Here is an 18,428-nt window from a genome sequence, read left to right as displayed (position 1 = left end):
GTTCTACCTCAGTTTCAGCGTGGCAAGGCCGACCAGGACCAGAATCACGGTGATGATCCAGAAACGGACGATCACGCGTGGCTCGGGCCAGCCTTTGAGTTCAAAGTGGTGGTGAATCGGCGCCATGCGAAACACGCGGCGCCCGGTCAGCTTGAAGGACGCCACCTGGATGACCACCGACAGGGTTTCCATCACGAACACACCGCCCATGATGAACAGCACGATTTCCTGGCGCACGATCACGGCGATGGTGCCCAGCGCGGCGCCCAGCGCCAGTGCGCCGACATCGCCCATGAAGACCTGCGCCGGGTAGGTGTTGAACCAGAGGAACCCCAGGCCCGCACCGATGAGGGCGCCGCAGAACACGATCAGCTCACCCGCGCCCGGTACGTAGGGAATCAGCAGGTATTCAGCGAATTTCACGTTACCCGACAGGTAGCAGAAGATGCCGAGCGCGCCGCCCACCATCACCGTCGGCATGATCGCCAGGCCGTCGAGGCCGTCGGTCAGGTTGACCGCGTTGCTGGAGCCGACGATCACGAAATAGGTCAGCACCACGAAGCCAATGCCCAGTGGAATGCTGGCGTCCTTGAGCATCGGGATAATCAGCGTGGTTTCCACAGCGCTTGGCGCGGTGGTGTACAGGAAGATCGCCGCGGCCAGGCCGAACACCGACTGCCAGAAGTACTTCCAGCGGCTCGGCAGGCCCTTGGAATTTTTCTCGATCACTTTGCGGTAGTCATCGACCCAGCCGATGGCACCGAACAACAGGGTCACCAGCAGCACCACCCACACGTAGCGGTTGTGCAGGTCAGCCCAGAGCAACGTGCTGATGCCGATGGACGACAGGATCAACGCGCCGCCCATGGTTGGCGTGCCGGATTTGGACAGGTGCGACTGCGGGCCGTCATTGCGCACCGATTGACCAATTTGCAGGTTCTGCAGGGTGCGGATCATCCACGGACCCAGAAACAGCGACAAGCACAACGCGGTCAGCACACCGAGAATCCCGCGCAGGGTCAGGTACTGAAAGACCGCGAAGCCTTTGTGAAACTGTTGCAGATACTCAGCCAGCAGCAGCAGCATTAATGTTTCTCCGTACTGGAACCGCACAAGGCTGCGACGACGTTTTCCATCACCGCGCTGCGCGACCCCTTGATCAAAAGGGTTGTCTGTGGATCTTGTTCAGCCGCCGTCAGGGCCTGGATCAGCTCGCCCTGGGTGGCGAAATGCTGCGCACCGTTGCCAAAGGCCGAGACCGCATGGGCCATGTTCGGGCCGACGGCGTAGAGGGCGTCGACTTTGCCGACGGCATACGCGCCGACTTCTCGATGGCCCTGCTCGGCCCAGTCGCCCAGCTCGCCGATATCGCCCAGCACCAGCACCTTGCGCCCGGCAAAACCTTTGAGCAGGTCGACAGCGGCATTGATGGAGGACGGGTTGGCGTTGTAGGTGTCATCGATCACGCGCATGCCGTTACCGGCCAGTTGCGCGACCGTGCGGCCCTTGACCGGCTGCACCGCGCCCAGGCCGCTGGCGATACCGGCCAGCGAGACGCCCAGGGCATGGGCGGCGGCGGCGGCGGCCAGGGCGTTGGCGACGTTATGGTTACCCAGCAGATTCAGTTGCACAGGCGCGCTGCCTTGTGGCGTGTGCAGGGTGAAGGACGGGCAGCCACGGGCGTCGACGGCGATGTGGGAGGCATGAAAATCCGCCGCGGCATTGAGCACCGCGAACGTCAACACCTTGCGACCGTCGGCGCGGATGCGCCAGGTCTCGAAAGCCTTGTCGTCGAGGTTCAACACGGCCGTGCCCGAAGCGTCCAGGCCTTCAAGGATTTCACCCTTGGCCTCGACGATCTTTTCCGGGCCGCCGAATTCGCCCACGTGGGCGGTGCCTGCGTTGTTGATTACGGCAACGTGGGGCTTGGTCAGCGCCACGGTATAGGCGATTTCGCCGACGCGCGAGGCGCCCAACTCGATCACGGCAGCGGTATGTTCCGGGGCCAGTTCGAGCAGGGTCAGCGGTGCACCGAAATCATTGTTGAGGTTGCCACGGGTGGCGAGCACCGGGCCGCGAGTACGCAGCACGCCGGCGAGCAACTCCTTGACCGTGGTCTTGCCGCTGGAGCCAGTGATGGCTGCCACGGGTTTATCGAATGCGCAACGGTTCAGCGCACCCAACTGGCCCAGGGCCAGACGAGTGTCGGCGACCAGCAGCTGCGGCAGGGCAGCGCCCGCCACTTCGCGCTCAACCAGGGCACCTGCGGCGCCCTTGGCGGCCACGTCGTTCAGGTAGTCATGGCCGTCGAAACGCGGGCCGGTCAACGCCACGAACAATTGCCCAGGCGTAATGTTGCGGCTGTCGATACTGACACCGTCGAATCGGCAATCGCCGGACAGCATGCGCGCCGACAGGGCCTGGGCCAGTTCGTTGAACGTCATGGCTTTAAGCATGGGCGGTCTCCCAGGCAGTCAGGGCACGATCGGCCTCGACCAGATCGGAGAAGGCATGGCGTTCGCCGTTGATTTCCTGATAGTCCTCATGACCTTTGCCCGCCAGTACCACCACGTCGTCCACGCTGGCACTGGCGATCAGTTGGGCAATGGCGGCGCCGCGCCCGGCGACGAAAGTCACGTTCGCGGTGTCTTTGAAGCCTTGGCGAATGTCGTCGAAAATCCGCGCGGGATCTTCGCTGCGCGGGTTGTCATCGGTCACCAGCACGCCGTCGGCCAGGCGCTCGACGATGCCGGCCATCAGCGGACGCTTGCCACGATCACGGTCACCGCCGCAGCCGAACAGGCACAGCAGCTTGCCCTTGGCATGCGGGCGCAGCGCCGACAGGACTTTTTCCAGCGCGTCTGGGGTGTGGGCGTAATCGACCACCACCAGCGGCTGCGCGCCGCCGCCCAGGCGCTGCATACGTCCGGCAGGGCCTTCGAGCATTGGCAGCACTTTGAGAATTTCGTCGAGGGCGTAATCCAGGCCGAGCAAGGCGCCGACAGCGGCGAGCACGTTGCTCAGGTTGAAACGGCCGAGCAAGGTGCTGCGCAGGTGGTGCTCGCCTTGCGGCGTCACCAGCGTGGCGCGCACGCCTTCGTCGTTGAATTGGGCCTGACGACAATAAAGGTAGGCGCTCGAATCTTCCAGGCTGTAGGTAATCAGGCGCGCTTCGCTGTGCTGAGCAGCCAGTTGCCGGCCGAAGTCGTCGTCCAGGTTGATCACGCGGCACTTGAGGTCGTTCCAGGCAAACAGCCTGGCCTTGGCGGCACCGTACGCCTCCATGGTGCCGTGGTAGTCGAGGTGGTCGCGAGACAGATTGGTCATCACAGCCACATCGAAGGCCAGCGCGGTGACGCGTCCCTGGTCGAGGCCGTGGGACGACACTTCCATGGCGACGGCTCTGGCCCCGGCCTTTTTCAGGTCGGCCAGGGTCGCCTGCACGGCGATCGGGTTCGGCGTGGTGTGCAGGCCGCTTTGCAGAGCGCCGTAAAAGCCGGTACCCAGGGTGCCGACGATGCCGCAGTGCTGGCCCAGCAGGTCAAGGGCCTGGGCGACCAGTTGGGTCACGCTGGTCTTGCCGTTGGTGCCCGTCACGCCGACGAGGTTGAGATGGCGGCTCGGCTCACCGTAAAAGCGCCCGGCGATATCCGACAGCTGCCTGGCCAGGCCCTTGACCGGAATCAGCGGCACATCGGTGATCGGCAGCACGGTGGCGCCTTCCACTTCATAGGCCACGGCTGCCGCACCGCGCTGCAAGGCATCGGCAATATGTTCACGGCCGTCGAACTTGCCACCCGGTACGGCCAGGAACAGGTCACCGGCTCGCACATTACGGCTGTCCAGGGTCAGCTCGCGAATCAGCAGATCGCGGCCGGCGTGAGCAAAAATCTTGTTCAGGCTAAGAGACATCAGCCGCGCCCTCCATTGGCTTTGACAGCAGCGGCCGGAGGTGCGGCGTTGGCTTGCTGGGTCGGCGGCAGGTTGTCCGGGGTGATGTTCATCAGGCGCAGGGTGCCGGACATGACTTTGCTGAACACCGGCGCCGAGACCAGGCCACCGAAGTAGCCAGCCTTGCTCGGTTCATCGATCACGACGACGATCGCGTAGCGTGGGTCACTCATCGGACCGAAGCCGGCGAACAGCGAGCGGTAGGAGTTCTCGGCATAGCCCTTGGTGCCCACCGACGTTTTACGCGCGGTACCGGACTTGCCGGCCACGTGATACGCCGGCACCTGGGCGCGGAATACACCGCGCGGCGCTTCGATCACCTGTTGCAGCATGCCCTGCATGGTCTTGGCCACTTTCTCCGGAATCACCTGGGTGGCTTTCGGTGCCTCGTCAACGTGAATCAGGCTCAACGGAACCATGCGGCCGTTGTTTGCCAATACAGAGAAAGCGTGTGCCAGCTGGATCGCGGTCACCGACAGGCCATAGCCATAGGACAGCGTGGCGGTCTCGGCTTTTTTCCAGTCGCGGTAGTTCGGCAGGTTCCCCACGCGCTCACCGGGGAAGTCGAGGCCGGTGGGTTGACCCAGGCCGATCTTCTGCGCCAGGTGATAAATGGTTTCGCCGCCGATATCAAAGGCGACCTTGCTCATGCCGACGTTACTGGAGTTGATCAGGATACCGGTCAGGTCCAGCACCGGGCCTTCGGTGCGAGATACGTCGCGAATGGTGTATTTGCCCAACTGCAAGGTGCCGGGGTACACCTCGACCTTGTCGCTGGGCTTCCAGCGTCCGGTCTCCAGAGCGGCACTCATGGAGATGGCTTTCATGGTCGAACCCGGTTCGAACACGTCGATCATTGCGCGGTTGCGCATCATCGCCGGTTGCAGGTTGCGACGGTTGTTGGGGTTGTAGGTGGGCTGGTTGACCATGGCGAGGATCTCACCGGTCTTCACGTCCATGATCACCAGGCTGCCGGCCTTGGCGCCGTTTTCGATGATCGCGTTACGTAGCTCGCGGTTGGCCAGGTATTGCAGGCGCAGGTCGATCGACAACGCCAGAGGCTTGCCGGCCTTGGCGTTCTTGGTGACCTGGACGTCCTTGATCAGACGCCCGCGACGGTCCTTGATGACCTGGCGCTTGCCCGGAACGCCCGCCAGCCATTCGTCGTAAGCCAACTCGACACCTTCGCGACCGTGGTCGTCGATGTCGGTAAAGCCGACCATGTGCGCAGTGGTTTCACCGGCCGGGTAGAAACGACGAAATTCCTCGATGCCATAGACACCGGGGACCTTGAGGTCGAGTACCTGCTGACCCTGCTCGGGCGTGAGGCCGCGCACCAGGTAGATGAATTCCTTGTTGGCCTGGGCTTCAAGCCGCTCAGCCAGGGCTTTTGGGTCCTGACCCAGGGCAGCGGCCAGTTGCGGCCACTTGTCCTTGGCCACCTGCAATTCCTTGGCGTTGGCCCACAGGGTGGTCACCGGCGTACTCACGGCCAGCGGCTCGCCGTTACGGTCGGTGATCAGGCCGCGGTGCGCTGGAATCGGGATATGTCGCAGGCTGCGCGCATCACCCTGGCCAATCAGGAAGTCACGGTCGACTACTTGGAGATCGATGATTCGCCAGGCGATAGCGCCCACCATCAAGGCCAGCAGGCCGAGCATCAGGCGGAAACGCCATGGGTAGAGTGCGCCCTCGAGCTTCATCATGGCGCCACCATGCGAACGTCAGCCGCGCCGGGAATGTGCATTTTCAGCTGTTCGGTGGCCAGCACTTCGATACGGCTGTGGGCCGTCCAGGTGCTTTGCTCCAGAATCAACCGGCCCCATTCAGCCTGCGCTTTATCACGCACGCTCAATTCCCCGTACAGGGTATTGAGCAATTGACGGTTGTAGTGGGCGCTGTAAGACACCGCAATGGCGGAAACCAGCACGCCGACAAACAGCAGCAACATAAAGAAGCTGCCGCCCGGCAGGGGTTTGGCGAAAAGCTTGCTCACCGCAACTTCTCCGCGACGCGCATGACGGCGCTACGGGAACGTGGGTTGGCCTTGAGTTCGGCTTCGGAGGCGAACTGCGCTTTGCCATGGATCTTGATTTTCGGCACGAAGGCCTCGAACCGCACCGGCAGGTTGCGCGGCAGGTTGTCGGACTCGCCCTTGACGAGGCGGCGCATGAACAGTTTGACGATGCGGTCTTCCAGCGAGTGGAAGCTGATCACCACCAGGCGACCGCCCACTTCCAGGGCGTCCAGGGCGGCTTCGAGGCCGGCTTCCAGGTCGCCCAATTCGTTGTTGACGTGAATGCGCAGGCCCTGGAACGCACGGGTCGCCGGGTTCTTGCCTTTTTCCCAGGCAGGGTTGGCGACTTTCAGCACTTCGGCAAGATCTGCGGTGCGCTCGAACGGCTGGATCTCCCGGCGTTCGACCACGGCACGTGCCATGCGGCCGGCGAAGCGCTCTTCACCGTATTCCTTGAACACGCGGGCGATTTCTTCCACCGGGGCGGTGGCGATGAACTGCGCGGCGCTGACGCCACGGGTAGGGTCCATGCGCATGTCGAGTGGGCCGTCGTTCATGAAACTGAAGCCGCGCTCCGGGTCATCGAGCTGCGGCGAAGACACGCCCAGGTCGAGCAAAACCCCGGCCACCTTGCCTGCCATGCCGCGCTCGGCCACTTCGGCACCCAGCTCGGCAAAGCTGCGCTGCACAACGACAAAGCGGCCGTCTTCGGCCGCTAGCGCTTGCCCGGTGGCAATCGCTTGAGGGTCTTTGTCGAACCCGAGGAGTTTACCGTCGGACCCGAGCTGGCTGAGTATCAGGCGGCTATGCCCGCCCCTGCCGAACGTGCCGTCCAGATAGCAGCCATCCGCGCGTACGGCGAGAGCCTCAACGGCTTCGTCAAGCAGTACGGTGATGTGGTTAAAGCCGCTATCAATAGTCACAGGATCAGATCACGCAGTTCGTCGGGCATGGCGCCCGGTTGTTGAATAGCCGCCAGGTCAGCTGCGGAAACAGCATCCCAGGCATCTTCGTCCCACAATTGGAACTTGTTCAGTTGGCCAACCAGCATTGCGCGCTTGTCGAGCCTGGCGTATTCGCGCAAACGCGGGGGCACCAGGAAACGACCACTGCCATCGAGTTCGAGGTCGACGGCATTACCAATCAGCAAACGCTGCAGACGGCGGTTTTCTTCACGCAATGAAGGCAAGGCACGCAGCTTGGTTTCGATCAACTCCCACTCATCGAGCGGGTAAACACACAAACAAGGATCTACGGCATCGATCGTGATGATTAATTGCCCGGAACTTCGCGAAATCAGCTCGTCACGATACCGGCTCGGCATAGCGAGACGGCCTTTTGCATCGAGACTGATTGCGTTAGCTCCGCGAAACACAGATGCGTTTCTCCAAATTTTAGCGTTTTACGTTCAAAAAACCCACTTTGTGCCACTTTCCGCCACTTGCGCACACTATAGGAATGCGCCCACCACACCGTCAAGGCGCGAATACACGGAAAAGCCTTACAGAACGGAGATTTACGAGCGTTAAGGGAGGAGAAATCAGAGTTTGACGGTACTTTTGGCTCATCAAGCGTAAATAGCTCAAAGAGCTATGGCTTAAAGTTAAAGTGATTTATTAAGAGTAAGATTTTTTTGGTATTACGAAGACGCATCTGCCAATGATTTGGCAGGGAGGGATTCTTGCGTTACTACCGGTTTTCTGTCCCGGAGTCGGACAGAAGGAAAAAGGTGGAGAGTCGATCTGTAAGCCGGGTTCTGTCTTGAACAGTCATTCGTCTACGATGGCCATCACTGGACATCTTTAGCAACCTACCCGGTCCCAGCGCGGGCCACGCCTTGGGACCCTATTTGGTCTTGCTCCAAGTGGGGTTTACCTAGCCACGAACTGTTGCCAGTCGTGCGGTGCGCTCTTACCGCACCTTTTCACCCTTACCGGCACCGAAGTGCTTAGGCGGTTATTTTCTGTGGCACTTTCCGTAGGCTCACGCCTCCCAGGCATTACCTGGCACTTCGCCCTATGGAGCCCGGACTTTCCTCCCCCCTCTAATTTTCATAGAGGGCAGCGACTGTCCAATCGACTCTCCGCCGAGAAGGTTAACGGCCCGGCGGCCTCAGGACAAGTATTAAAAGTGCAGCAATGCCATCACGTTCAGACGAAATGCCTGCTTACCCCCGGAACTATTCGGCCTTCTGTTTATCCAGCGCCACCTGATACAGGACATTCTTGCGCAGCCCGGTAATCTCTGCTGCCAGGGCTGCAGCCCGCTTGAGCGGCATCTCCTTGAGCAATAGATCGAGGATGCGCATGGCCTCGCTGCCGACCGCGTCTTCGCTCTCCGGTGCGGTCCAGCCCGCGACCAGCACCACGCACTCGCCGCGCTGCTGGTTACTATCGCCCTCAACAAACGCGCGCAACTCTTCGAGCGGCAAGCCCTTGAGGGTTTCGAAGGTCTTGGTCAGTTCGCGCGCCAGCAGCGCCAGACGATCACCGCCGAATACCAGCTCCATGTCCTGAAGGCATTCAAGGATGCGATGCGGCGCCTCATAGAAGATCAGGGTGCGCGGTTCTTCCTTTACCGCCTGAAGACGGGCACGACGCCCCACGGTCTTGGCCGGCAGAAAACCCTCGAAGATAAAGCGGTCCGATGGCAGGCCCGCAGCAGATAATGCAGCAATCAACGCGCACGCTCCAGGAACAGGCACTACAGTAATACCTGCGGCACGCGCCTGACGTACCAGGTGGTAACCCGGATCGGAAATCAGCGGCGTACCCGCGTCGGAGATCAGCGCAACATCATCACCCGCCAACAGTCGGGTGATAAACCGACTGCCTTCTTCACGTTCGTTATGCTCGTGGCACGCGGCTAGTGGCGTGCTGATACCAAAGTGCTGCATCAACCGCTGCGAGTGCCGCGTGTCTTCCGCCGCGATCAATTTGACCTCGCGCAGGATTTTCAGCGCCCGGGAACTGATGTCATCCAGGTTGCCAATAGGCGTCGCCACGACAAAAAGCGCGCCTGCAGTGGAATTCAAAGGACCTGGAGCAGTCAAAACGCACACCTCTATGATTGGCAAATGCGCATTGTAGCGCGTAGAGGCCTTGAAAATGTGCCATCACCGCGAGTGCTTGCTCAGACTCCAGAAGTGATGGAAACGCTTTGCACGACCTTATTCAATGCTTTAACGCCACTAACATCGCGCCTGGGCCAGTGCTTGGGTACACTTCCACGCTAATTTGATCGGTATCAGGACACTTACATGATCGCTTGCCTGCGGCTGCTCTCCGCCCTCTGCCTCGCCGCCTTATTGGCCGCGTGCGCCAGCTCGCCCTCGTCCAGCCTTGGCGACCTTCCACGGACCCCGGACGCCAGTATCGAGCAACTGCTCGAACAGGCCACCACCGCCAAAACGCCCGAACAGGCTGCGCTGCTGCGCCTGAGCGCGGCCGACCTGGCCTACAAGCAGAACAACCCCGGCCGCTCGGCGCAAATCCTCGCGCAGGTGCCTCTGGACGCCCTCAAACCAGCCCCGCAAGTCTTTGCCAGCACCCTGGCGGCCGAACTGGCCATGGCGCGCAATCAGCCCAAGGCTGCCTTGGCCGCCCTGAACCATCCAAGCCTGCAAAACCTCAAGCAGTTGCCCGCAGAGCAGCAGGTGCGTACCGGCACCGTGCATGCACGCGCTTATGAAGCCGACGGGCAAATCCTGGCCGCTGCGCGCGAGCGTGTGGCAATGGCGCCATTGCTCACAGGCGATGCCGCCAGCAGCAACCACGACGCAATATGGGCCCTGATTGCCGCGCTGCCGGCAGAACAGCTGCAAGCCACTGGCAATCCCACGCTGGACGGCTGGATCAGCCTGGCCAAGGCAGTCAAGGGCGCCGGCACCCTGGAGCAACAACAGGCGGCCATCGACACCTGGCGCGCGCAAAATCCTGGCCACCCAGCGGCCGTGCAGCTGCCGACGCCACTGACCAAGCTCAAGGAACTGGCCAGCCAACCCCTGAACAAAATCGCCGTGCTGCTGCCCCAGGATGGCCCTCTGGCCGCTGTCGGCAAGGCCCTGCGTGAAGGTTTCATGGCTGCGCACTACCAGGCTGAACAAGCCGGGCAAAAGCCACCGGTGATCGAGTTCTACGACAGCTCGCGCCTGACCTCCCTCGATGACTTCTACGCCAAGGCCCAGGCCGCCGGCGTGCAACTGGTGGTCGGCCCTCTCGAGAAGCCGCTGGTCAAGCAGCTCAGCGCGCGCCCCCAATTGCCAATTACCACCCTGGCGCTGAATTACAGCGAAACCGATCAAAACCCGGCGCAGTTGTTCCAGTTTGGCCTGGCGGCTGAAGATGAAGCCCGCGAAGTATCGCGCCGCGCCCGTGCAGACGGCCTGCATCGTGCTGCCGCAATGGTGCCCCGTGGCGAATGGGGCGAGCGTGTCTATAGAGCCTTCCGTCAGGATTGGGAAGCCAATGGCGGCACGGTGCTGGGTGTCGAGTACGTCGATCAGCCGGTCGCCCTCGCCCAGCAGATCGCCGACCTGTTCCAGTTGCGTAAAAGCGAAGGCCGCGCCAAGAGCCTGCAAAACGCTGTAGGCACTGACGTCGCAGCCCAGCCTTCGCGCCGCCAGGACATCGAGTTCATTTTCCTGGCCGTGCCGCCGCAACTGGCCCAGCAGATCAAGCCGACCCTGAACTTCCAGTACGCCGGCGATGTGCCTGTGTATGCCACGTCCCACGTGTTCAGCGCCAGCGGTGACAAAAACCAGTACCTGGACATGACCAACGTGATGTTCTGCGAAACGCCATGGCTGCTCAACACCACCGACCCCCTGCGCAACCAGGTGGCGGCGCAGTGGCCGCAAGCCAATGGCAGCCTCGGCCGTCTGTACGCGATGGGCGTCGATGCCTACCGCCTGGCGCCGCGTCTGGGCCAGCTCAAGGCACTGCCGGACAGCCGCATTGACGGCTTGTCGGGCAGCCTGGGCATCAGCACCAACCAACGCGTTGACCGCCAACTGCCATGGGCCAAGTTCGTCGGTGGCGAGGTCCAGCGCCTGCCCGATACCGCACGCTGATGCCTGAGCGGTCCAGCGCACAAAGCGGCAAGGATGCCGAACTGCAAGCTCTGAATTACCTGCAGCAACAGGGTCTGCGCCTGCTGGCGCAGAACTGGTTGTGTAAACGCGGCGAGCTTGATCTGGTCATGCTTGACGGCGATACAGTAGTATTCGTCGAAGTCCGCTACAGAAAACACGCACAATGGGGTGGCGCGCTCGCAAGTATCGACGGGCGCAAACGTCAGAAGCTGATACTCGCCGCGCAGTTTTTTCTGCTCAAGGAGCATCGCTGGTCCGACGCCCCCTGCCGTTTCGATGTGGTTGCCATAGAAAGCACACCGTCTGGCAAGGCTGATCTGAACTGGCTCAAAAGCGCCTTCGACAGCTGATTCGTCGGGCATCTTCACCCTACATTTTTGCTCTTTGCTTTGCGGGCTGCACATTTCTGTGCCAAACAGCCGCGCTACTTAAGGTCACACAGATGGACATGCAATCCCGAATTCGCCAGCTTTTCCAGGCCAGCATCGACACCAAGCAACAGGCGATGGACGTACTTGCACCGCACATCGAGCAAGCCAGTCAGGTCATGGTCAATGCCTTGCTCAACGAGGGCAAAATGCTTTCGTGCGGCAACGGCGGATCCGCCGGCGATGCCCAGCACTTCTCGTCCGAGCTGCTCAACCGCTTCGAGCGCGAGCGCCCGAGCCTGCCGGCCATTGCCCTGACCACCGATTCGTCGACGATCACCTCGATTGCCAACGACTACAGCTACAACGAAATCTTCTCCAAGCAAATTCGCGCCCTGGGCCAACCAGGTGACGTGCTGCTGGCGATTTCCACCAGCGGCAACTCGGCGAACATTATTCAAGCGATCCAAGCCGCACATGATCGCGAAATGATTGTCGTAGCATTGACCGGACGCGACGGTGGCGGCATGGCCTCGCTGTTGCTGCCCGAAGACGTCGAGATTCGCGTCCCGGCCAATGTCACCGCACGTATTCAAGAAGTCCACCTGTTGGCGATCCACTGCCTGTGCGATCTGATCGACAGTCAACTGTTCGGGAGTGAAGAATGACCGTTAAACGACTCAGCCTGGTGACTATTGCGCTGTGCCTCGGCATCAGCGGTTGCAGCACGGCCATCACCGCGACACGGGATACCCCCATCCAGGACGACAGGGGCACGCGTACCTTCGGCAGCACCATTGATGACTCGCTGATCGAAACCAAGGTCAAGGTCAACGTGGCAAAGGCCGCGACCGATCTGGGCAACGGCGCTTCGCGCATTGTAGTGACCAGCTTCAACGGCGTGGTACTGCTGGCAGGGCAAACGCCGCGCGCCGACCTCAAGGCCCAGGCCGAACAAGCTGCCTCGGCGGTGCAGCGGGTCAAGAAAGTACACAATGAGCTGCAGGTGATGGACCCGATCACGCTGCTGGCCATCAGCAACGACGCCCTGCTGACCACCAAGATCAAGGCGCAGATGCTCACCGACAACGCGGTGCCGGGCTCGCGGATCAAAGTGGTTACCGACAACGGTATCGTTTACCTGATGGGCCTGTTGACTCAGGCGGAAGCGACCCGCGCATCCAATCTGGTACAGGGCGTGTCCGGCGTGCAGAAGATCGTGAAGGTGTTCGAATACATCGACTAATCCAAACCACCGCCATAAAAAAAGGGCGCCGTGCATTGATTGCACTGCGCCCTTTTTAGTGGCCGGGGCTTATTGGTACTGCTGGTACGGGTTGCCCTGGAACTGGTTGTTTTGCTGTGGCGCCTGCTGCTGACCAGCCGGTTGGCCGTATTGCTGGCCAGGGATCGGGCCCAGGTTGACCTCGACGCGACGGTTTTGCGCACGGCCGTTCACGTCAGAGTTGCTGGCAATCGGGTTATCCGGGCCGGCACCGCGTGCGCTCAGGTTGGCTGGGCTGACGCCTTGGGAGGTCAGGTAGTTGGCCACGCTCTGGGCACGACGCTGGGACAGGTCCATGTTCAGTTGGCGGCTGCCAGTGCTGTCGGTGTAGCCAACGATCTGGATAGTGTTCTGGCTGAACTGCTTGAGCGAGCTGGCCAGGTTGTTCAGCGGCTGATAGAAGCTGCTGGCGATCGCGTCCGAGTTGGTGGCAAAGGTGATATTACCCGGCATGATCAGCTTGATCTGATCGCCCTGACGCTGCACTTCAACGCCGGTATTGGCCATGCTTTCACGCAGTTTCTTTTCCTGCTGGTCGGCGTAATAGCCATAGCCGGCAGCACCGGCACCGGCAACTGCCGCCCCAATCAGCGCGCCCTTGCCACGGTGGTTATGGTCGATGGCAGCGCCAGCCAGGGCACCGGCCAGGGCGCCAAGACCGCCGTATTTGGCGGTCTTGCTCATTCCGCCCTCGGAACCATTGCTGGCCTGCCCCTGATTGCCGCTGTAGGGATTGGGAGAAGCGCAGCCGGACAACAGGGCTACGGCGGTGGCGACAACAAGCAGACGACGCGGAGTGAACATGAAGAGAGCTCCTACTTTTGCATTTTGTGATGCAGAGGACATTGGCAACTGGCCTGTGCCGAGTTTTGAACGCGACAAATGGTAAAGATTCCGTGGTGGCTAACCGAGGGGCATCGAGGGCAAACCGTTCTTGTCGCTTTCAGACCGTAGCAGACCCAGGCTGAACGCGGCCTGCAGTTCCAGTGGAACGCTTCTCCAGACAGGACAGCCCGATTCCTCCAAGCCTCACCTATCCAACTGCGTGTTAACGGTGACATTGTGCTATTAAACTATAAGAAAGCGAGTTATTAAGCCAGAATAATTGCACTTTTAAACAGAGTTTAAGGTGCTATTATTCTTTCATCAAAACTCAGAAAATGCAGGAATACTGGCATGGCAAAAAAAGTTTCTCCCCTGTTGCCTGCTACTGAGCGTCTCCTCTCGGATTTCGGCGAACGCATAAGACTGGCGCGCATGCGGCGTAAAATTACCGCAAAACAGGCTGCTGAACGTGCAGGCATGTCGCAGATGACTTTGCGCGCGCTTGAGCGTGGCTCATCCGGAAGCACAATTGGCGCCTATCTGGCAGTCCTGCAAGTGCTGGGGCTTGAAACAGACCTTAACGTCGTTGCCGCAGAAGATGAGTTGGGCCGGCATCTGCAGGATGCTGCGCTGTTGGCCCGCAAAGCCGCTGTGTCTCATAGGGACGCCCGATTGAAGTCAGGGAAAGTTACAACAAAGAACGCTCCCATTCTTAACGAGCCGCCAGCCTCAACATTCGAACCCTCGCTTGAACAGGACACGCTCAGCAGCGATTCGCTTGCAGCGCTGATTCCGGCGCGAAAAAGGACAGACAGGCCATGACAATGATAGGGGTGTACGCCGACTGGGAAGGCATCGACGGCCCCGTGCGCCTTGGCTGGCTGCATACTCGAAAAACCCGTACAAGCGAAAAATTCGAGTACGAAACCGATCCGGCCTCTCTGCAAAATCCAACACTGAGCGCCATTCAGATCGATCCGAGTATCGGGCCTTTCGCGGGGGCGCAGTTCCCAGCGAATGGCCGGAACATGTTTGGCGTATTCAGCGATTCATGCCCTGACCGCTGGGGACGGCTCCTCATGCAGCGTCGACTGGAGCGCGATATACGAGAAGGCGCAGTCAGTGCAGACACTCGGCTTGGGGAATCGGACTACTTGCTGGGCGTGCATGACCTCTATCGCGCTGGCGCTCTGCGCTACCGACTGAACGATAGCGGCAACTTCCTTGATGATCGGGACGCGGTTGCGGCGCCCCCCTTTATCGAGCTGCATGCCCTTGAAAGGGCCAGCCGCGCGCTGGAGAACGACCCGGAAAACCGTGCTCCTGAAGGACGGGAATGGCTGCGCATGCTGATCGCGCCCGGCGGCTCCCTTGGCGGCGCCCGTCCCAAGGCGAGTGTGTCGGACACAAACAGTCACCTGTGGATCGCCAAGTTCCCCTCCACCCGCGATACCTACGATGTGGGTGGCTGGGAACTGGTAGTCAATGCCTTGGCCAAAGGCTGCGGCTTACGCGTTGCCTCTGCGGTTGGGAGGCGCTATGCCAGTGATCACCATTGCTTCATGGTCAAACGCTTCGACCGAACCGCAGCAGGCGGCCGCCTCCATTTTGCCTCTGCCATGACGCTGACAGGACATGTAGACGGCGACGACGCGGGAAGTGGAGCGAGCTACCTTGAGCTGGCCGAAATACTGATGCGCCATGGCTCGAACACCGATAAGGATCTGAAGGAGCTGTGGACACGTATCGTGTTCAACATCCTCGCGTCGAACACCGACGATCATTTGCGCAATCATGGCTTTATTCTCGAACCCGGCAAGGGGTGGCGCTTGTCGGACGCCTATGACTTGAACCCAACGCCTGTCGGGGATGGATTGAAGCTGAACATCACGGAATACGACAACACTCTCGACCTTGAGCTCGCGAGGGAAGTCGCCGGATTCTTCCGAATCAGCCTCGCGGATGCCGATGAAATAATTGCAGACTGCAGCAATTCAGTCAGTCATTGGCGCACCGTCGCCAAAGCCATTGGCCTCTCGCAACGGGAACAGGAATACATGGCCAGCGCTTTCGAAAAAGCCAGCGCTTAACCAATCAACCTCAACGCCTGCGCCCGCGCCACGGCCTGCGTCCTGCGCTCCACCCCCAACTTGCTGTTGATGTGGCTCGCATGGGTCTTGACCGTGTGCAGGGAAATAAACAGCCGGTTGCTGATTTCCTGGTTCGAGCAGCCCTGGGCGATCAATTGCAGCACCGCCAGCTCCCGACTGCTGAGGGTTTCGTGGGCAAGCATGGTGTCGGGCGCCAGCGCTGCCGGCAGCTGGGCCAGCAAGCTTTGATTGAGCACGCCCTGGGCGTCTTTGCCCAGTTGCTCGCGCATCCACTCAGGGTACGCGTCCAGCAGTCGCTGGAACGGCAGCAACGCGCCGCCCGCCCCCGCTTGCAGTGCACATGCCAGTACCGGGCGTGCCTTGGCTTCCTCGCCGCAGTCCAGCAGCAATTGCGCCTGCTGGGTCAGCGCCAGCAGGGCGATCATCTGGCGCCCGCTGTCGTGGCCGTGTTGCGCCAGGTCGCCGAGACGTTGCAGCGCGGCAGCGGGCTGATTGCGAATGGCATCAAGGGCGGCCTGCTGCAGCTCGATATGCTGCGCCAGATGTGGGTGAAACTCTGGCGCAGCGGCCGCATGCTCGCCGTTGTAGGTCTGCGCTAGCCGCGCAAGCCACGCGTCCGCCAGTTCGGTGCGGCCCTGAGCCAGCCACAGCTCGCATTTGATCAGGGTAATCATTGCCAGGTAGTAGATCGGCGGCACGTCCCAGATATGCATCAGGCGCTCGGCCTCGGCCAGTTCGGCAAAGGCCTTGGCGAAGCCTGCGCGGCGTCCTTCAAAGCTGGCGATCACACAATGACCGATCAGCACGCTGATATCGCGGCACGCCCGGGCTTCGGCCAGGCCGGCGCGCAGGCAAGCGATACCGGCGTCGGGCTGATTGCGCATCAGCAGCAGATACCCTTCGTACAGCGACAGCCGCGCACGCACCGCATACAGACGCTGCGGCGCCAGGCCTTGCAGGCGTTGCAGGCCCTGGCGCACTTCATCAAGGGCACGCAGGATCTCGCCGCGCGCCTGCAATACCCGCGCGCGGTCGTAATGGGCCAGCGCCTCGAATAGCGGGTTGCCCACCCGTTGCGCCAGCTCCAGGGACTCACGGTTAAGACCACGGGCACGCCACAGGTCGGCATCGACGATGGCCAGGTTGGACAGCGTCGACAGGCATATCAGGCGCTGGCCATAACGCCGTTGCGGCAGACTCTCCAACGCTTCGCTGCAGTAACGTTGGGTCAGCTCACGGTCGCCACGCCCCCGAGCGATGATCCCGCTCAACGCCAGCCACTGGGCCAGCATCGACCTTTGCGCAGTGGCCGACGGCGCCGGCAGAAAGCGGCTGAGATAGCTGGATAGTTCTTCCGCCGCATCCAGCTGGCAGGCCAGACCCAATGCCCAGCTGTACAGCACGATCAGGCGCGGCGTGCTGATCAGCAGGCTGTCGGGCAGGTCCATTTTCCAGCGCAGCAACATGCCGATATTCTGCTCGGCCAGCAGTTGCTCTTCGGACAGGTTCTGCACCAGATTGGCCGCCACATCCAGATGGCCGGCGCGCAGTGCCTGCTCCACGGCCTCATCGATCAAGCCCTGGGCATTGAACCAGCGACAGGCACGCAGGTGCAGGCTCGCCGCCGGCAGCACGGCGGCACTGGCGCGGCGGGTGCGCAACAGGTCGGAGAACAAATGGTGATAGCGGTACCAGTGGCCCTGATCGTCAAGCGGCACGAGAAACACCTGGTGCGCTTGCAGGTAGCGCAGGATTTCCGCGCTGTCGTGCGCCTCGCGCACGGCGTCGCACAGCTCGCTGCAAAAACGCTCCTGGGGCGCGGTGTCGAATAGAAAGGCCTGCACTTCAGGCGGCAGGCAGTCGATCACCTCTTCAAGCAGATAATCGCGAATCAGCCCCTCGCCACCGTGCAGACTCTGCGGCAAAGCCTCTTCGCTGCCGGCCTCGGACGCGGCCAGCAACCAGAAACGCAGGCCGGCCACCCAGCCTTCGCTGCGACGAATCAGGTTTTCCAGCGCCTCGCCGCGCAGTGAGCTGCTGTGGTGGTCCAGTACCGCCAGGGATTCGGCGTGGGTCAGACGCAGGTCCTGTTCGTTGAGTTCCAGCAGGTGCCGGGACAAACGCAGCCGCGCCAGATGCCAGTCGGGACGCTGGCGACTGGTGACCAGTACGACCAGGCCATCAGGCAGATGATTGAGGAAAAATTGCAGGCAGCGATCCAGCACCGGGCCCTGGGCCAAATGGTAGTCATCCAGCACCAGCAACAGTGGTGCACCGGTGGAAAGGTAAAGCGTCAGCTCGTCGAGCAGGCCGTCGAGCCATTCTTCGAAGGCGAATGGCTGGTGACGCTGGCGCATTTTCAGCAGGCCCAGAGACTGGACGCCGATCTGCGGGAAATAGTGCTGCAAACCCTCGAGCAGCCGCTCGAGGAATCGCCCCGGATCGCTGTCCCTCGCACTCAAGCCCAACCACAGGCTCTGCCAATGGGCCGGCAACGCCTGGCAGAACTCCACCGCCAATGAGCTCTTGCCGAACCCTGCCGGCGCGCTGACCAGCAGCAACCGCCCTTCGAGCCCCGCGCTCAGCCGTTCGCACAAGCGGGGTCGCGGCACGTAGCCGTCAGGCAGCGGAGGCCTGTAGAAGCGACCTTCCAGAAGCGGCATGACCGCGCTGGCAGGCCCCTGGATTCGGGACAGATCAGTCATCGCCGGGCTCTTGTATAAGGCTGTTGTCGGCATTGCAGATGTCCGCAGACTAGCGGTAAAAGCAGCTGCCTTGT

The 18,428-nt window shown here is 61.3% G+C and carries 16 protein-coding genes and 1 other RNA gene; 6 read left to right on the top strand and 11 right to left on the bottom strand.

Translation table 11 applies throughout. From position 1 onward, the window contains the following. Positions 1-3: 3 nt before the first annotated feature. The 9 genes from mraY to rsmI form a co-directional block, all read right to left on the bottom strand. On the bottom strand, positions 4-1,086 hold the full coding sequence (mraY, locus tag H045_RS01455) for a phospho-N-acetylmuramoyl-pentapeptide-transferase (protein WP_004371987.1): 1,083 nt from the start codon (positions 1,084-1,086) through the stop codon (positions 4-6). Beyond that, positions 1,086-2,456 carry a UDP-N-acetylmuramoyl-tripeptide--D-alanyl-D-alanine ligase gene (locus H045_RS01450; RefSeq protein ID WP_015371198.1) on the bottom strand — a complete coding sequence of 457 codons (1,371 nt, stop codon included), beginning with the start codon at positions 2,454-2,456 and terminating at the stop codon, positions 1,086-1,088. The genes mraY and H045_RS01450 overlap by 1 nt, the downstream gene beginning before the upstream one ends. Continuing rightward, positions 2,449-3,912 carry a UDP-N-acetylmuramoyl-L-alanyl-D-glutamate--2,6-diaminopimelate ligase gene (locus H045_RS01445; RefSeq protein WP_015371197.1) on the bottom strand — a complete coding sequence of 488 codons (1,464 nt, stop codon included), beginning with the start codon at positions 3,910-3,912 and terminating at the stop codon, positions 2,449-2,451. The genes H045_RS01450 and H045_RS01445 overlap by 8 nt, the downstream gene beginning before the upstream one ends. Then, positions 3,912-5,654 carry a peptidoglycan D,D-transpeptidase FtsI family protein gene (locus H045_RS01440; RefSeq protein ID WP_163000907.1) on the bottom strand — a complete coding sequence of 581 codons (1,743 nt, stop codon included), beginning with the start codon at positions 5,652-5,654 and terminating at the stop codon, positions 3,912-3,914. Before H045_RS01440 ends, H045_RS01445 begins: the two co-directional genes overlap by 1 nt. After that, a complete protein-coding gene (ftsL, locus tag H045_RS01435) occupies positions 5,654-5,947 on the bottom strand; it encodes a cell division protein FtsL (RefSeq protein ID WP_004371991.1) in 294 nt (97 codons plus the stop codon). The genes H045_RS01440 and ftsL overlap by 1 nt, the downstream gene beginning before the upstream one ends. Continuing rightward, a complete protein-coding gene (gene rsmH / locus H045_RS01430) occupies positions 5,944-6,891 on the bottom strand; it encodes a 16S rRNA (cytosine(1402)-N(4))-methyltransferase RsmH (protein ID WP_004371992.1) in 948 nt (315 codons plus the stop codon). Before rsmH ends, ftsL begins: the two co-directional genes overlap by 4 nt. Beyond that, a complete protein-coding gene (gene mraZ / locus H045_RS01425) occupies positions 6,888-7,343 on the bottom strand; it encodes a division/cell wall cluster transcriptional repressor MraZ (RefSeq protein WP_004371993.1) in 456 nt (151 codons plus the stop codon). Before mraZ ends, rsmH begins: the two co-directional genes overlap by 4 nt. Before the next feature lie 354 nt (positions 7,344-7,697). Continuing rightward, positions 7,698-8,051, bottom strand: an RNA gene (gene rnpB / locus H045_RS24175) — RNase P RNA component class A. Positions 8,052-8,147: 96 nt separating this feature from the next. Then, complete coding sequence (gene rsmI, locus H045_RS01420; protein ID WP_015371196.1) at positions 8,148-9,020, bottom strand: 16S rRNA (cytidine(1402)-2'-O)-methyltransferase; 873 nt, start codon at positions 9,018-9,020, stop codon at positions 8,148-8,150. Positions 9,021-9,227: 207 nt separating this feature from the next. Between rsmI and H045_RS01415 the strand changes: the two genes are divergently transcribed. The 4 genes from H045_RS01415 to H045_RS01400 all read left to right on the top strand — a co-directional run bounded on the left by H045_RS01415 (position 9,228) and on the right by H045_RS01400 (position 12,674). After that, complete coding sequence (locus H045_RS01415) at positions 9,228-11,039, top strand: penicillin-binding protein activator (RefSeq protein ID WP_015371195.1); 1,812 nt, start codon at positions 9,228-9,230, stop codon at positions 11,037-11,039. Beyond that, positions 11,039-11,410, top strand: coding sequence for a YraN family protein (locus tag H045_RS01410; RefSeq protein WP_004371996.1), 372 nt, complete (start codon positions 11,039-11,041; stop codon positions 11,408-11,410). The genes H045_RS01415 and H045_RS01410 overlap by 1 nt, the downstream gene beginning before the upstream one ends. A 92-nt stretch (positions 11,411-11,502) precedes the next feature. After that, the gene (locus H045_RS01405) at positions 11,503-12,096 is read left to right on the top strand and encodes a phosphoheptose isomerase (RefSeq protein WP_007904374.1); all 594 of its coding nucleotides are present in this window, start codon (positions 11,503-11,505) and stop codon (positions 12,094-12,096) included. Next, the gene (locus H045_RS01400; protein WP_004371998.1) at positions 12,093-12,674 is read left to right on the top strand and encodes a BON domain-containing protein; all 582 of its coding nucleotides are present in this window, start codon (positions 12,093-12,095) and stop codon (positions 12,672-12,674) included. Before H045_RS01405 ends, H045_RS01400 begins: the two co-directional genes overlap by 4 nt. A gap of 69 nt (positions 12,675-12,743) precedes the next feature. Here H045_RS01400 and H045_RS01395 read toward each other — a convergent pair whose 3' ends face one another. Continuing rightward, positions 12,744-13,517, bottom strand: a complete 774-nt coding sequence (locus H045_RS01395) for a YiaD family glycine zipper/OmpA-like lipoprotein (RefSeq protein ID WP_015371194.1) — start codon at positions 13,515-13,517, stop codon at positions 12,744-12,746. 372 nt (positions 13,518-13,889) lie between these two features. On the opposite strand from H045_RS01395, the gene H045_RS01390 reads away from it, so the two are divergent. Both H045_RS01390 and H045_RS01385 read left to right on the top strand, forming a co-directional pair. Continuing rightward, the gene (locus H045_RS01390) at positions 13,890-14,360 is read left to right on the top strand and encodes a helix-turn-helix domain-containing protein (RefSeq protein WP_015371193.1); all 471 of its coding nucleotides are present in this window, start codon (positions 13,890-13,892) and stop codon (positions 14,358-14,360) included. Next, on the top strand, positions 14,357-15,628 hold the full coding sequence (locus tag H045_RS01385) for a type II toxin-antitoxin system HipA family toxin (protein WP_004372007.1): 1,272 nt from the start codon (positions 14,357-14,359) through the stop codon (positions 15,626-15,628). The genes H045_RS01390 and H045_RS01385 overlap by 4 nt, the downstream gene beginning before the upstream one ends. Here H045_RS01385 and H045_RS01380 read toward each other — a convergent pair. Continuing rightward, complete coding sequence (locus H045_RS01380) at positions 15,625-18,354, bottom strand: winged helix-turn-helix domain-containing protein (protein ID WP_015371192.1); 2,730 nt, start codon at positions 18,352-18,354, stop codon at positions 15,625-15,627. The genes H045_RS01385 and H045_RS01380 overlap by 4 nt on opposite strands. Between the last annotated feature and the right edge of the window lie 74 nt (positions 18,355-18,428).

The organism is Pseudomonas poae RE*1-1-14 (assembly GCF_000336465.1).
Taxonomy (GTDB): Bacteria; Pseudomonadota; Gammaproteobacteria; order Pseudomonadales; family Pseudomonadaceae; genus Aquipseudomonas; species Aquipseudomonas poae.
This window is presented reverse-complemented; position numbering and strand designations above follow the sequence as displayed.